The sequence below is a fragment of the Cellulomonas sp. KRMCY2 genome (assembly GCF_000526515.1).
Classification (GTDB): domain Bacteria; phylum Actinomycetota; class Actinomycetes; order Actinomycetales; family Cellulomonadaceae; genus Actinotalea.
Genome location: NZ_JAGF01000001.1, coordinates 772294 through 785267, shown reverse-complemented (window position 1 = coordinate 785267; position 12974 = coordinate 772294). Strand labels below are relative to the sequence as shown.

Genomic DNA, 12974 nt, shown 5'->3' with positions numbered 1-12974 from the left:
CGTGCGTGGGTCCTCGGTCGGTGACGTCACTCCCAGTACGTCGCGATCGCCGCAGCCTCCTGGGTGATCGTCCCGGCATCGACCAGGTCGCTCGCCTGGCTCGTGAGCACCTCGGTCCACGTCGCCAGGACGTCCGCCGCCGTGCCGCTGTCGTACAGGCTCGCGGTCAGCCCGGCGAGCGCCGCGTCGTACAGCGCGGCGAAGCCGTCGTCCGCCATGAAGCGCTCCGCCAGGACGTTGCCGCCGAGGCCGCCGTCCTGACCCATCCGCCCGCCCGGCTCGAAGCCGGCCGGGGGCTCGCCTCCGCCACCGGGGAGGGTCGGGCCGTCGGTCGGGACGATGCCGTCGGTCGGGGCGACGCCGTCGGGCACAGCGGTGGCGTCTGGCGGGTCGAAGCCCTCCGGCGGGGTCGCGCCCTCGGGGAAGGTCATGCCCTCGGGCATCTCCCGACCCGCCCCTGCCTCGCCCGGCATGCCGCCGCCGCCCATCGTGCCGAAGGACAGGTTCTGGTCCCAGCTGACCACTGTGAACACCCCGGTCTCGGCGTCGTAGCGCAGGTACGAGTTGTTGCCCGGCCCGGAGATGTCGTCGAAGTTGTCGACGAGGTCCTGCACCGCGAGGTAGGTGGCGAACGCATCGACGTCGAGGTGGTCGGTGAGCTCGGCGGCGAACGTCGCGTCGTCGGACGTGTCGAGCCACTCCAGGAAGCCGATCAACGGCGTGAGGTCCTCCTCGTCGCCGGTCTCCTGGTCGAAGGACTCCGCGTACGACTCCGGGTCGTCGCCCTGGTAGGCCCAGCTGCCCTCGGCCTCCGACTTGTAGAGCACGCCGTCGGTGTCGAAGACCGCCTCGGCCCAGGTGTCGTCCGGGTTCTCGATCACCAGGCGCAGCACGGCGTCGCCGCCGTTGATGCTGAACCGCGTGGGGGTCGCCCGCTGGGTGGCGAGGCCGCTGAGCCCGATGAGCTCGAGCGCCACTGCCTCGTTCAGCGCCGTGGTCGTGGTGCTCGAGCGCACGACGAAGGACGTCACACCGTCGAGCTCCTGCCCGTCGACGTACTTGTCCAGGCGAACGAGCCACGGCATGGTCGTCGGGTCGGCGTCGGCGCTGACGCCGCGCAGCGAGGAGTTGCCCTTGAGCCGGAGACCGACCTCCTCGAAGACCACGCCGTCGACCGTGACCGTCGCGGAGATCCACGACTTGTCTCCGGTCGACGTGTACGCCTCGATCATCGCGGTGTAGTCGGCCTCGTCGAAGGTCACCGCGACGTCATGCACCTGGGAGCTGTCGAACAGCGAGCCGGCGGTCGTCGTGACGGCCGAGCCGTCCGTCGCGGCGGCGTCTCCTGGGCTCGGGCTCGTGGTGCACGACGTGAGTGCGCCGAGGGACACGGTCGTGGCGAGCACGACTGCTGTCGCACGGGACCAGTGCCGCCGGGGCAGGGGTGTGTGACTCATGGTGGACAGCCAACCGCTACGACCTTGGCCGGTCGTGTGCTCCGGCTGTGAGCCACCTGAGAGGACTCTCTCAGGTGGTGCACAGGCACGGCACAGGCGGTGGCCAGGCGCCCTGCCTAGAACGGTGAATGCAGGCCGAACGGACTGTGAACACCACCGGCACCCCGCGCCGTCGACCACCTGGAGCCCACGTGCCCGACATCCTTCTCCTCGCCACCGACCTCGTGGCGATCACGGTCCTGACCTACGTCTCGTACTTCCGCAAGCACCGTCGTCGCGACATGCTCCTGGCGTACATGGGCCTGAACGTCGGCGTGCTCGCGGTCTCGACGGTCCTGACCGGCTCGGCCGTGGGCCTCGGGCTGGGGCTCGGGCTGTTCGGTGTGCTCTCGATCATCCGGCTGCGCTCCTCGGAGATCAGCCAGGAGGAGGTCGCCTACTACTTCGCCGCACTCGCCCTGGGCCTGATCTTCGGCCTCGCCCCCGAGCCGCGCTGGCTCGCCCTCGTGCTCGGCGCACTGATCGTCGTCGTCGTCCTGGTCGTCGACCATGCGCCCATCCATGCCCGGGCCCGCCGCCAGATCATCGTCCTGGACACCGTCGTGACCGACGAGGCCGAGCTCGCGGCCCACCTGGAACGCCTGCTCGGCGCCACCGTGATGGTCGCGATCGTGCAGTCGACGGACCTCGTCCGCGACTCGATGGTCGTCGACGTCCGGTACCAGCTGCCGGACGCTGCCCCGCGGGTCCAGGCATGGGCGGGCGACGACGCCGCCGGGTCCGTGCGGTCGGTCCGGGCGACGGCGGAGCCGGTCCGATGAGCGGGGCAGCCGTGCAGGACCGGACCGCGCTCGCGCTCGACGGTGCGCACGGGGCGCTCGCGCGCCTCGAACCGGTCTCGCTCGCCGAGGTCCAGGTGCTGGCCGACCTGCAAACGCGGGTGGACCGCAAGTACGTCGTCGGGCCGGAGGTCGTCGAGCGGCTCGTGACCGAGGTCCTGACCGACGCGAGCGTCCTGACGATCGACGGTCGAACGAGCTTCCGCTACGAGTCGGTCTACTTCGACACCCCCGACCTGACCGCGTACCGCGACGCGGCCCACGGTCGTCGTCTGCGGTTCAAGGTCAGGACCCGGGCCTACCTGGACACCGACGCATGCGTGCTCGAGGTCAAGACCAGCGGCGGACGTGACCAGACCGTCAAGCAGCGGATGGACTACGACATCGAGGACCGGATGATCCTCACCCCGGCGGGGCAGGCCTTCGTGCTCGACTGCCTCGCGCGGAGCGGACCGACCCGCTCGGACCGCGCGGTCGATGTCGCGAGCCTCCGTCCGGCTGCGACGACGGCCTACCGGCGCAGCACCGTCGTCGACCTCGTCGCCGGCACCCGGCTGACCGTCGACGCCGACCTCGTCGTCTCGACGCCGGACAGTGCGTCCGTCCGGCTGACCGACCAGGTCGTGCTCGAGACCAAGTCCACCGGACGTGCCTCGGCGGCGGACCACTGGCTGTGGACGGCCGGCCACCGACCCAGCCGGATCAGCAAGTACTGCGTCGGCCTCGCCGCACTCGACGCTGCGCTGCCCGCGAACCGTTGGGCCCAGACGCTGGCCCGCCACTTCTGAGCCGTCGACCGGGCCGTCGATCGGGCGAGGTTCTGGGGGTGGCGCGCCCCAGGAACCTCACTCGATCGGGTCGGGGGCGCGACGGGCGCGGCTCGGCTGGACGCGGGTGGGCTCGCCCGGCATCTTCGGGTACTCCGGTGGGTAGGGCAGGTCCGCCTGCCCGTGGTCCCGCTCGTCCCGGTCGGCGAGCTCGAGCAGGGGCTCGATCGAGTACGCCGCCCCGGCCCCGGCCACCAGCGGTGCGAAGAGGTCACCGACCTCGGCGAACCTGGCCGGCACGGTCGTCACGTCGAAGTCGTCGGGACGGACCTCGCCGACCTCGTCCCAGCGGAGCGGTGCAGAGACGGTCGCGCGGGGGTTGGCGCGCACCGAGTACGCCGAGGCGATGGTCCGGTCGCGGGCCATCTGGTTGTAGTCGACGAAGATCTTGCGCCCACGTTCCTCCTTCCACCACTTCATGGTCACCTGCTCGGGCATCCGTCGCTCGATCTCGCGGCCCAGGGCGATCGTGGCCCGCCTGGCCTGCGTGAACGTCCAGCGGGGCTCGATCGGCACGAAGATGTGCAGCCCCCGTCCGCCGGACGTCTTCGGCCAGCCCTCCATGCCGAGCTCGTGCAGCAGGGCGCGGACCTCGGGCGCGACCCGGGCGGCGTCGCTGAAGTCGGTGCCCGGCTGGGGGTCCAGGTCGATCCGCAGCTGGTCGGGGGAGTCGACGTCGGCGGAGCGCACCGGCCACGGGTGGAACGTGATCGTCCCGAGGTTGGCTGCCCAGGCGACGACCGCGAGCTCGCTCGGGCAGACCTCGTCGGCCGTCCGTCCGCTCGGGAAGCCGATGGTCGCGGTCCGCACGTAGTCGGGGGCACCCTGCGGGACCCGCTTCTGGTAGAAGGCGTCGCCCGAGGAGTCGGCCCGGGTGGCGAGCCTGGCGCCCTCGAAGACGCCCTTGGGCCAGCGCTCGAGCGTCGTCGGCCGGTCGCGCAGCGCCCCAAGGATGCCGTCCCCGACCGACAGGAAGTACTGCACGACGTCGAGCTTGGTCAGCCCGCGCTCGGCGAAGACCACCCGGTCCGGACTTGTCACCCGGACGGTACGGCCCCTGACCTCGAGCTCGACCGCCGGCGTGGTCGCGCGCGCCATGGGGCCACCGTAGACGGCCGGTCGCGACGTGGCGAGGGTTGGCTCACCTCAGGCCTCGTGGCGCCGGGTCAGGCCACGTGGCGCCGGGTCAGACCGTGCGGCGCAGGGCCAGACCGTGGCCCGGGGTCAGGCCGCGCGGCGGGGACTCAGGCCTCGTCCGCGATCAGACCCCGGCGGTGGGCGACGGTCACGGCCTCGGTGCGTCCCGCGACCCCGAGCTTGGCGAGCACGTTCGACACGTGGACGCTGACCGTCTTGCCGCTGATGAACAGCTGCTCGCCGATCTGCCGGTTGCTCAGGCCCTCGGCCACCAGCGCCAAGACCTCCGACTCCCGCTCGGTCAGCAGCCCGACGCCGCTGCTGCGCGATCCGGGGACGTCCAGCCGCCCGCGCCGTGCGAGGGCCTGCACCGCGGCGGTCAGCGGCGCCGCCCCCATCTCGGCGGCTGCGCGCGCCGCTGCTGCCACCTGCGCCTGAGCACCGGGCCGGTCGCCGGCCGCGAGCCGGGCCTGGGCCCAGCGCCACCGGCTCCGGGCCTCCTCGTAGCGATACCCGTAGCCGAAGGTCTCGGTCGCGGTGCGCCAGAGCTCGGGGTCGTTCACGCCGATCAGCCGGCTGTGCTCGGCGTGCGCCCGGGCCAGCCAGGCACGACCCTCGGGCCCGAGCCGCCCACCGCGGGGTCGCCCACGTTCTGCTGTCGCGACGGCGTGCTCGAGGAGCTCGGTGCCGCGCCGCTCCTTGAGCGCAGGGTCGATGCCGACGAGCCGGTCCCGCGCGGCGCCGTCGGCCAGGGCGGCGATGACGAGGGCGGCCAGCCAGATCCCGCCGAGGAAGTAGTCGGACCAGGTGCGGCCGAGGTGCTCGAGCAGGCCGGTGCCCAGCTCGACGGCGGCATCGAGGTCCGCCGCCCAGGTCAGAGCGTCGATCGTGCAGCCACCGGCGATCAGGGCGACCTGCGCGTCGAGGGGCCAGAACGTCTCGAGCGCGCGCCCGCGGTCGATGACGTCCTCGTCCCCGCGTGCGACGGCGGCGTAGAGCCGGACCGCGGCGAAGAGGATCGCCTGCGACTCCGGCAGGCTCTCGATCGACCGCTCCGGGCGGGTCAGGTCGCCCCGCGTGTACCGGACGAGCTCGACGAAGAAGTGGGCCGACAGGCCGAACTCGCTCCAGGCCAGACCCGTCTCCCGGCTGCGCTCGGCCACGGAGTCGAGCGCAGCGGCGCACTCCGCGAGCCTGCCGGCGTAGTAGAGCGTCGTCGCGAGGTTGTACGCGCAGCGCTGCTCGGTGACCGGGTCGCCCGCCTCCCGCGCGCGCAGGCGCGCCGTCGCGAGGAGCTCGGCCGAGTGGTCGGGGTCGTCGACGACCAGCACGGCGAGGGTCGCGAGCGCATCGGCCTCCGCGGCCGCGGCTCCCGCCGCCCGGGCGGTCTCGATCGTCTCGGTGGCCCACGCGCGCGCCTCGTCGTCCCGGTCGGCGACGAGCAGGGCGCGCGCATGCGTGGCGAGCGCCCAGGCACGGTGCGCCGACGGGGCGTCCGGGGCCAGGTCGGCCAGCGCCCGGGTCGACTCGGTCAGCGCGTCCTCGCCCCGGTCGGTACCCAGCAGGTATCGCGCGAGGGCCGTGCGCAGGGTCGCCGCGCGCGCCGGGTCCGCCTCGGCCGCGTGCACGGCGTCGCGCGCCAGAGCGACGGCACGGTCGAGCTCACCGGCCCTGCTCGCTGCTCCTGCGGCGTGGTGCAGGACGGCGGCGCGGTCCTGGCCGAGCAGGTCGGCTGCGCCTGGTACGGCGTCCCACAGGCGCAGGACCGTCTCGAGGTGGCGCAGCTCCTCGGCCGGGGCCAGGACGACTCCGGCCTTGAGCGCTGCGTCGTGCGAGGCGCGCAGCGCAGCCGGGAGCTCGTGTGCTCGCATGGCGTGCACGGCCAGGCTCGAGGCCGGGCCGAGTGCCGGGTCCGCACTCATCGCCGTGAGATAGGCGCGGTGCAGGGCGGTCTGCTCGCCCGGGAGGAGATCGGCGTAGATGACCTCGGCGAGCAGGGCGTGCCGGAAGGCCAGGCGTCCGTCCTCGGCGACCAGGGCGTGGTGGGTGATCGCGTCCCGGAGCGCCGTGTCGAAGGCGGCCGGCCCGTCGAACCAGGGGCTGCCGCCGTCGCCGCCCTCCGCTGCGCGCGCGACGGCGCGCAGCAGCGGCTCGTCGACCTGTCGTCCGGCCACCGCGGCGATCCGCAGCAGGTGCTGCACCTGCGGGTCGAGCTGCTCGATCCGTGCGCGCAGGACATCTGCGAGGGTCCAGGGCAGGGCCTCGCCGTCGCCGCCTCCCTCCAGCAGCTCCTCGGCGAAGTACGCGTTGCCCTCCGACCTCTCGAGCACGCTGCGGTACGACGCCTCGTCCGGCGGTTCGCCCAGGACGGCCGCGGCGAACCGGCGCAGCTCGTCGTCGGTGAACGGCATCAGGTCCATCCGCTCGACCCGGGGGTGGCGCCACAGCTCGGCGAGGACCGGTCGGAGCGGGTGCCGCCGGTGCAGGTCGTCGGTGCGGTAGGTACCGATCAGGAGCAGGTGCTCGTCCCGCAGGCGGGCGACCAGGAAGCGCAGCACGTCGCGGCTCGACGAGTCCGCCCAGTGCAGGTCCTCGATGATCAGGACGAGCGGTGCACCCGGACGGCCGACCGCGGCCAGCAGGGTGGCGATGCCGTCGAAGATCTGCAGGCGGCCGCCGGTGTCCTCACCGGCGACCTGGGCGACCGACGAGCCGGGCAGCAGCCGCGCCAGGGCCGGCCGTGCCTCGACCACCCGCTCGACCACGTCCGCCATCGCGGGCAGCGCGCGGAGCTGGGCGATCGCCTCGGCGAACGGCAGGTAGGGCAGGCCGACCTCGCCCAGGTCGACGCAGTGCACGGTGATCGCCGTCGCACCGGCCGTGGCGGCCCCGGCGGCGGCCTCGGTGACGAGTCGCGTCTTGCCGACGCCGGCGTCCGCCCCGAGCAGGACGGCCGACGGCTGACCGGCCGCTGCGCGCACCAGGGCATCGTCGAAGGCGGCGATCTCGGCTTCTCGGGCGACGAAGGGTGTCGTCATCGGGCTGCGGGCCATGCCCCCGATCCTGACAGCGCCCACTGACGCCCGGAAGGCTCGGTGCGGGTCGGGCCCGCGCCGGCCGGTACCTCGATCGGCGCCTCGCCCGTCACGACGTCCGGGACAGCGTCCGGGACCATGGCCGGCGCCGTCGCGAGGGACGGGACGGTGTGGCGTGCGACCCTGCTCGGGCGCCGGGTCCAGCGGCGGGCCCGGGCACGGCCGCTGCTCTGATCTGCTCGGCCCGGTAGGCCATCTCGGCGTCGAGGGCCGGTCCCCACATGATGCTCATGCTGTGCTCCCTGGTCACACGAGGCGTGCTGCCTGCGTGATCCCTACCGTGCACGTGAGGCACGGGGGAGCGGATCGGTCAGTTGACCGGTTGGTCGGACCGGCGTCGTGCGGACCAGGTCTGAGGTGCCTTAGGCGCCTGCCGGGTCGCTGCCTCTCGACGGTCTCTCGACGGCCCTGTCGACGGCCTCTCGACGTCGAGAGGCGCTCGAGGCGCCGGGAGCGCCGACGCCGAGGACCCGCGAACGCCGGAAGCGTTCGTCGCCCGGAGACCGGAGAGGGTCTCCAGCTCGAAGGTCGCAGAACCCCGAGGGTCAGAGACGCTCGAGGCGAGGGCTGTCGAGAGCGACGCGCAGGATCTCGCCACCGCCGAAGTCGACGATGACTGCCACCTCGCCGTCGAGGGCGACGACCCGGCCGAGGCCGTGGCGGTCGTGCGAGACCCGAGCGCCGACCGGGATCGCCTCGGCCTTGATGTTGGCGCGTTCTCGAGCAGCGTTGAAGGGACTGGTCGCGAGGTACCGGCGCTTGCCGGTTGATGGGGAGGACATTGCTACCAGTGTCCTCCCGTTTCGGCCTGCGCGGAACCGCAACCGGCGACGGATTCCGGAAGCCGCCGAAGAAAGTCGGTCAGGCGGACGCGAAGCGCTGTGCGCTGCGGGCCCGCGCCTTGGCGGCCTCGACCTCGCGATCCTTGGGCGGCGCAGCCGTGACCAGGGACTCGAGCAGGTGCTGCGTCGCGTGGGCGACCTCGTGGACCGCGCGGTCGAACGCCTCGCGGTTGGCCTGGGACGGTCTGGTGGTCCCGCTGACCTTGCGGACGTACTGCAGGGCGGCAGCGTGCACCTCGTCATCGGTCGTGGCGGGCTCGATGTTGTACAGGACGTGGATGTTGCGGCACATGGCTCGAGGCTACGACGGCCGTGCGCACGCCCGACAGGTGCGCGCACGTTCGACGTCGGCGCGCACGCCCGACAGGTGCGCGCACGGCCGACGACGCGCCCCGCGTCGGGCACTCGTGGCTGCTCGGCGAGATCCGCCCGCTGACGATCGTCCTGGCGGTCGCCGCGACGGTGGTCCTGGTGGTCGCAGGCGTCACGCACCTGGCCGGCGTCGGGTGGTGGCCGTGGGCCGTCGTCGTCGGAGCGGGCGTCTCCGCACTCCTCATGGTCCTGACCTTCACGCCGTGGTGGCTGATCGGCCTGGGGATGGACGCGGCGCTCATCGTGTGGGCGCTGCGGGCCATCGACTGAGCTGCCGGCCATGGACTGGGTGCGGCGTGCGGCAGCGATGGGAGGATGAGCCGGTGCGCCCTGTCGACCTCGCCCAGCGCCGTGGCTGAACGCCGGTACGGCCCGCCCGCGCAGCCCACGACCAGCAGGGTGGTCGGCGAGGACTGGTACGGGCGCGACCTCTCCGGCGTGCAGTACCGCCGGGTCGCCTTCGTCGACGTCGACCTGACCGAGGTGACCGACACCGGTGGCCTCTTCGAGGAGTGCACCTTCAGCAACGTGCGCTTCAACGTCTCGGTGCACACCGATGCGGCCTTCACGAACTGCACCTTCACCCGGTGCAGCTTCTTCGACGCGCGGTTCGAGCGGTGCAAGCTCATCGGCTCCGTGTTCGACTCGTGCGCCTTCGACATCACCCGGGTGACCGGCGGCAACTGGTCCTTCGTCGGTCTCGCACGGGCCGACCTGACGTCGGCGACAGTCGTCGGCCCCCGGATGCGCGAGGCCGACCTGGCCGGTCTGCGCTGCCACGACGGGACGCTGCGCGAGGTCGACCTGTCCGGGGCCACCCTCGACGGTGCGGACCTGAGCGGCTGCGACCTGCGTGGCAGCACCCTGGTCGGGATCGACCCGCTCACCGTCGACCTGCGCGGCGCGATCATCACGCTCGCCCAGGCGGTCGAGGTGGTGGAGGGTCTCGGGCTCGACGTGCGGGTCGACTGACCCCCGAGGCCGAGGCCGAGGCCGCGACCATCGGCTCGTCCCCGGGGCCCGCTCGCCGCACGATGGCACCCGGCGTAGCGTCGGAGCATGACCAGCGAGTACGACGCCTTCGGTCCGTGGATCCACGAGGTGCGCACGCCGGAGGACGTCCCGCGGCTCTACCGGGACCATCCCCTCGACCTCGCGTCGGCGACGCTCGTGCTCAAGGTCCCGCGGGACATCCTGCGCCGCGACGCCGACCCCTCGATGGACCTCTACGACCACCTGATCGCGGTCGGCCAGGACGCGCTGACGATCCTGAGCCGCGGCGCCGGGGGACACGCGACGCGGGTGGTCCCGTACGACCAGATCCTCGCGATCCAGTTCAGGCTCGACATGCTCGAGGGCCGACTCGTCCTGCACACGGCGGCGGCGGGCTCCGACGCCGCGGCCCGAGGCCCCCTGACAGTCAGCTACAACGGCTCGTCGCACGACGTCATCGAACAGCTCATCGAGCTGCTCAGGGAGCGCTACCTGCCGCCGGCCGACGAGGCCGTTCGCGGGTCGAGGGCCGCGATGGCACCCCCGCTCGCCCTGCTCGAGCTCGGCGAGTCCGACGTCGCGCTGGTCACGACCCAACGCGGGCTGCTCGCCCACGACCCGGCGGGACAGGTCCTGGCGACCCATCGGCGGCGCGTCGTGGTCCCCGTGGCCGAACCGGGTGTGGCGGGCGTGGCGCTCACGATCATGCACAGGCTCTGGCCGATGACGTTGCAGGCGGCAGTGGTCTGTGGCGACGACCGCGAGATCCAGGTCGTGCACCGCAAGAACGCGCTGGTGCGCGGACGTCGGCCGGTGAGCTCGGTGGCCCGGACGGTCGTCCCGCGGTCCCGGCTCGACGGCGTGACGGCCCGCGACCACGACAGGTACGCCGGAGTGCGGGTGGTCAGCCTGCACCTCGCGGCGGCGTCTGTCGACCTCCTCGTGCCGGCCGGCTCGGACACCGAGGCGGCGTTGCTCGGCGCGACGGTACCGTCGCGCGGGTGACCACGACAGCGCAGCCGACGACGGGCCCACCGACCGCGGACCGTTCGGTGGTGCGGTGGGGGATCGTCGGCGTCGGCGACGTCACCGAGGCCAAGAGCGGACCCGGCTTCCAGCAGGCCGACGGTTCACAGCTTGTCGCGGTCATGCGGCGCGACGGTGCGAAGGCGGCCGACTACGCGCGCCGGCACGGCGTCCCTCGGTGGTACGACGACGCCGACGCCCTGGTGGCCGACCCCGACGTCGACGCGGTGTACGTCGCCACCCCGCCGGACTCCCACCGGGAGCACGCCCTGCGGGCGGCCGCAGCGGGCAAGCCGGTCTATGTCGAGAAGCCGATGGCGCGGACCGCCGTCGAGTGCCAGGACATGATCGACGCGTGCGATGCGGCCGGGGTGCCGCTCTTCGTGGCCTACTACCGGCGCGCGATGCCGCGTTTCGTGACCGTCAAGGACCTGTTGGACGGCGGCGCGATCGGCGAGCTGCGCACGGTCGCCGTCCGCACCCAGAGCCCGCCCGGCAGGTGGCAGCCGGACCACCTGCCGTGGCGGGTGCTGCCCGAGATCTCGGGTGGCGGGCTGTTCGTCGACCTGGGCTCGCACACCCTCGACCTGCTCGACCATCTGCTCGGTCCGGTGACCCAGGTCAGCGGGACGGCCGGCAACCGGGGCGGGCACTACCCGGCCGAGGACGTCGTGACGGCCGCGTTCACCTTCGCCTCCGGCGTGCAGGGCGTCGGCACCTGGTGCTTCGACGCGGCGACCCGTGTCGACGAGGTCGAGGTCGTCGGGACCGGCGGCTCCCTGCTGTTCTCGTCCTTCGGGCAGGAGCCGTTGCGGCTGACCACTGCCGCCGGTGAGCGGCTCGTCGAGGCGCCCTACCCGGCCACCGTGCAGCTCCCGCTGATCCAGACCGTCGTCGATGCCCTGCTGGGCCGCGGCGAGTGCCCGAGCACGGGGACGAGCGCACTGCGCACGGCCCGGGTCGTCGACGAGGTGCTCGCCGACTACCGCGCGGCAGCGGGTCGGGTCGGCTGACGCCGGTTCAGGTGAACCGGCGGCTCCACCGGTCGGACCTGCGTCACGCTCCGCTGATGCTGCCCACCCCGTCGATGCTGCGGGTCACCTCCGGGTCGCCGCGGTAGCCGATCCGGCCCGCACCATCGATCTGGGCGTCGAGCAGCTCCGTCACGTGCACCTCGACCTCGCCGACCCCGGAGAGGGCGACGACGGCCTCGCGGGTCTCGAGGTCGACGGCCGAGTAGCTCCCGGCACCGTCCAGGCGGACGTCCTGGCTGTCGGCGGTCCCGGTCAGGGTGACAGTGCCGGTGCCGTCGATCCGGACCGTGAGATCGTCGACGTCCAGCCCGTCCAGGTCGACGTCGGCCGCACCCTCGATGGTCAGCTCGAACGCATCGGTCGGCGCGACCTCCCCGCGGACGTCCCCGGCGCCGTCCACGGCGATGCGCTCGACCCGCGGCAGGACCAGGTCGTACTCGATCGGGCCGAGGTTGACCCACCGTCCCGGCAGGTCGAGCACCAGGACGCCGTCGCGGACCTCGCTGGTCAGCCGGTCGATCACCTGCTCACCTGCGGTCACGGTCAGGCCCGGCTCGTCGCCGGTGCTCACGGTGAGCCGTCCGGCCGTGGCGAGCGTGACGGCCGTGACGGCCGTGATCTCACGGTCCTGGGTCACCAGGTCGCCGGTGCCGATGGCGACGCCGCCGCAGCCTGCGAGGGCTGCGCTCGCTGCGACAGCGGTCAGGACGAGGGTCGGGGTCCTGCGGAGCATGGTGGTTCCTGTCCGATGGTCGATGCGTGGGCGGGGTGTGCTCGGTGCCGGCTCGATCCCGGCTCGATGCCTTGCGGGCCGGCACTCCGAGCCTCGCGCCGCGGAGCCGTCGGGGGTATCCGGGCTTCCCCTGGGTTGTCCCTGAACCGTGGAGCCGCCGGCTCAGGGGCGGTGTCGTGGTCCGGCGGGCTCGGGCCGGGCTGCCGCGTCACCCCGCGGGAGCACGGCCGGCGGGTGGCGTGGTCCACACTGGTGGCGTGAGCATCGAAGAGCCCGTGAGCGCCGCGCTGCGCGACGCGAAGGCCCGCGCGCGGTCCACCCACTACACGGTCGGGACGCTGCAGTCCGACCCGGACGGCACCGTCTGGCTCGAGTGCTCGTGCGGCACCGTGCTCCGCAACGGCCCGACCTGGACCCTCGACGAGCACGTGCGGCTGCACCGCGCGGAGGCCAAGTACCTCGAGCTGTCCGCCGCGGCGCCGCCCGGCATCCCGCGGCTCATCGACCTGCCGCGCTGAGACCACCCGCCGGTCCGCCCGGTCCGGGCCGGGCGGACCATGCCACGGTTCGACGCCGCCGGCCGCAGCGGGTTCCGGATCCGGGGTCCCGTCGTGGCATC

14 protein-coding genes are annotated in these 12974 nt (G+C 73.2%); 7 read left to right on the top strand and 7 right to left on the bottom strand.

Annotated elements, in window-relative coordinates; genetic code table 11:
- Window positions 1-26: 26 nt before the first annotated feature.
- On the bottom strand, window positions 27-1457 hold the full coding sequence (locus K415_RS0103870; RefSeq protein ID WP_081784856.1) for a CotH kinase family protein: 1431 nt from the start codon (window positions 1455-1457) through the stop codon (window positions 27-29).
- A gap of 191 nt (window positions 1458-1648) precedes the next feature.
- Here K415_RS0103870 and K415_RS0103865 point away from each other — a divergent pair, with 191 nt between their 5' ends.
- Both K415_RS0103865 and K415_RS0103860 read left to right on the top strand, forming a co-directional pair.
- Window positions 1649-2278 carry a DUF4956 domain-containing protein gene (locus K415_RS0103865; protein ID WP_024285792.1) on the top strand — a complete coding sequence of 210 codons (630 nt, stop codon included), beginning with the start codon at window positions 1649-1651 and terminating at the stop codon, window positions 2276-2278.
- A complete protein-coding gene (locus K415_RS0103860; RefSeq protein ID WP_051480765.1) occupies window positions 2275-3084 on the top strand; it encodes a polyphosphate polymerase domain-containing protein in 810 nt (269 codons plus the stop codon). Before K415_RS0103865 ends, K415_RS0103860 begins: the two co-directional genes overlap by 4 nt.
- Before the next feature lie 57 nt (window positions 3085-3141).
- On the opposite strand, the gene ligD is transcribed toward K415_RS0103860, so the two are convergent.
- The 5 genes from ligD to K415_RS0103835 form a co-directional block, all read right to left on the bottom strand.
- Window positions 3142-4221, bottom strand: a complete 1080-nt coding sequence (ligD, locus tag K415_RS0103855) for a non-homologous end-joining DNA ligase (protein ID WP_024285790.1) — start codon at window positions 4219-4221, stop codon at window positions 3142-3144.
- Window positions 4222-4367: 146 nt separating this feature from the next.
- Window positions 4368-7313, bottom strand: coding sequence for a helix-turn-helix transcriptional regulator (locus tag K415_RS24985; RefSeq protein ID WP_029663098.1), 2946 nt, complete (start codon window positions 7311-7313; stop codon window positions 4368-4370).
- A gap of 91 nt (window positions 7314-7404) precedes the next feature.
- On the bottom strand, window positions 7405-7587 hold the full coding sequence (locus K415_RS23800) for a hypothetical protein (RefSeq protein WP_155859350.1): 183 nt from the start codon (window positions 7585-7587) through the stop codon (window positions 7405-7407).
- A 313-nt stretch (window positions 7588-7900) separates the two neighbouring features.
- Complete coding sequence (locus K415_RS0103840; RefSeq protein WP_024285788.1) at window positions 7901-8137, bottom strand: hypothetical protein; 237 nt, start codon at window positions 8135-8137, stop codon at window positions 7901-7903.
- A gap of 79 nt (window positions 8138-8216) precedes the next feature.
- Entirely contained in the window at window positions 8217-8489 is a 273-nt protein-coding gene (locus tag K415_RS0103835; RefSeq protein ID WP_024285787.1) for a DUF2277 domain-containing protein, read from the bottom strand.
- Between the two features lie 20 nt (window positions 8490-8509).
- Here K415_RS0103835 and K415_RS0103830 point away from each other — a divergent pair, with 20 nt between their 5' ends.
- The 4 genes from K415_RS0103830 to K415_RS23790 all read left to right on the top strand — a co-directional run bounded on the left by K415_RS0103830 (window position 8510) and on the right by K415_RS23790 (window position 11601).
- The gene (locus tag K415_RS0103830; protein WP_024285786.1) at window positions 8510-8839 is read left to right on the top strand and encodes a hypothetical protein; all 330 of its coding nucleotides are present in this window, start codon (window positions 8510-8512) and stop codon (window positions 8837-8839) included.
- An 81-nt stretch (window positions 8840-8920) separates the two neighbouring features.
- Window positions 8921-9541, top strand: a complete 621-nt coding sequence (locus K415_RS0103825) for a pentapeptide repeat-containing protein (RefSeq protein WP_024285785.1) — start codon at window positions 8921-8923, stop codon at window positions 9539-9541.
- 87 nt (window positions 9542-9628) lie between these two features.
- Window positions 9629-10567: a hypothetical protein gene (locus tag K415_RS23795; protein ID WP_024285784.1), complete on the top strand. Its 939-nt coding sequence runs from the start codon at window positions 9629-9631 to the stop codon at window positions 10565-10567.
- Window positions 10564-11601, top strand: coding sequence for a Gfo/Idh/MocA family protein (locus K415_RS23790; protein ID WP_024285783.1), 1038 nt, complete (start codon window positions 10564-10566; stop codon window positions 11599-11601). The genes K415_RS23795 and K415_RS23790 overlap by 4 nt, the downstream gene beginning before the upstream one ends.
- Window positions 11602-11644: 43 nt before the next feature.
- On the opposite strand, the gene K415_RS0103810 is transcribed toward K415_RS23790, so the two are convergent.
- Window positions 11645-12355, bottom strand: a complete 711-nt coding sequence (locus K415_RS0103810; protein WP_024285782.1) for a GIN domain-containing protein — start codon at window positions 12353-12355, stop codon at window positions 11645-11647.
- Window positions 12356-12612: 257 nt separating this feature from the next.
- Here K415_RS0103810 and K415_RS0103805 point away from each other — a divergent pair, with 257 nt between their 5' ends.
- Window positions 12613-12873 (top strand): hypothetical protein, encoded by a 261-nt coding sequence (locus tag K415_RS0103805; RefSeq protein ID WP_029663095.1) that lies wholly within the window; start codon window positions 12613-12615, stop codon window positions 12871-12873.
- Window positions 12874-12974: the final 101 nt, after the last annotated feature.

Excerpts from the sequence above, each read along its gene's own strand:
- K415_RS0103870 (WP_081784856.1), bottom strand. The coding sequence starts at position 1,457 with ATGAGTCACACACCCCTGCCCCGGCGGCACTGGTCCCGTGCGACAGCA.
- K415_RS0103860 (WP_051480765.1), top strand. The coding sequence starts at position 2,275 with ATGAGCGGGGCAGCCGTGCAGGACCGGACCGCGCTCGCGCTCGACGGT.
- ligD (WP_024285790.1), bottom strand. The coding sequence starts at position 4,221 with ATGGCGCGCGCGACCACGCCGGCGGTCGAGCTCGAGGTCAGGGGCCGT.
- K415_RS24985 (WP_029663098.1), bottom strand. The coding sequence starts at position 7,313 with ATGGCCCGCAGCCCGATGACGACACCCTTCGTCGCCCGAGAAGCCGAG.
- K415_RS23800 (WP_155859350.1), bottom strand. The coding sequence starts at position 7,587 with ATGAGCATCATGTGGGGACCGGCCCTCGACGCCGAGATGGCCTACCGG.
- K415_RS0103840 (WP_024285788.1), bottom strand. The coding sequence starts at position 8,137 with ATGTCCTCCCCATCAACCGGCAAGCGCCGGTACCTCGCGACCAGTCCC.
- K415_RS0103835 (WP_024285787.1), bottom strand. The coding sequence starts at position 8,489 with ATGTGCCGCAACATCCACGTCCTGTACAACATCGAGCCCGCCACGACC.
- K415_RS23795 (WP_024285784.1), top strand. The coding sequence starts at position 9,629 with ATGACCAGCGAGTACGACGCCTTCGGTCCGTGGATCCACGAGGTGCGC.
- K415_RS0103810 (WP_024285782.1), bottom strand. The coding sequence starts at position 12,355 with ATGCTCCGCAGGACCCCGACCCTCGTCCTGACCGCTGTCGCAGCGAGC.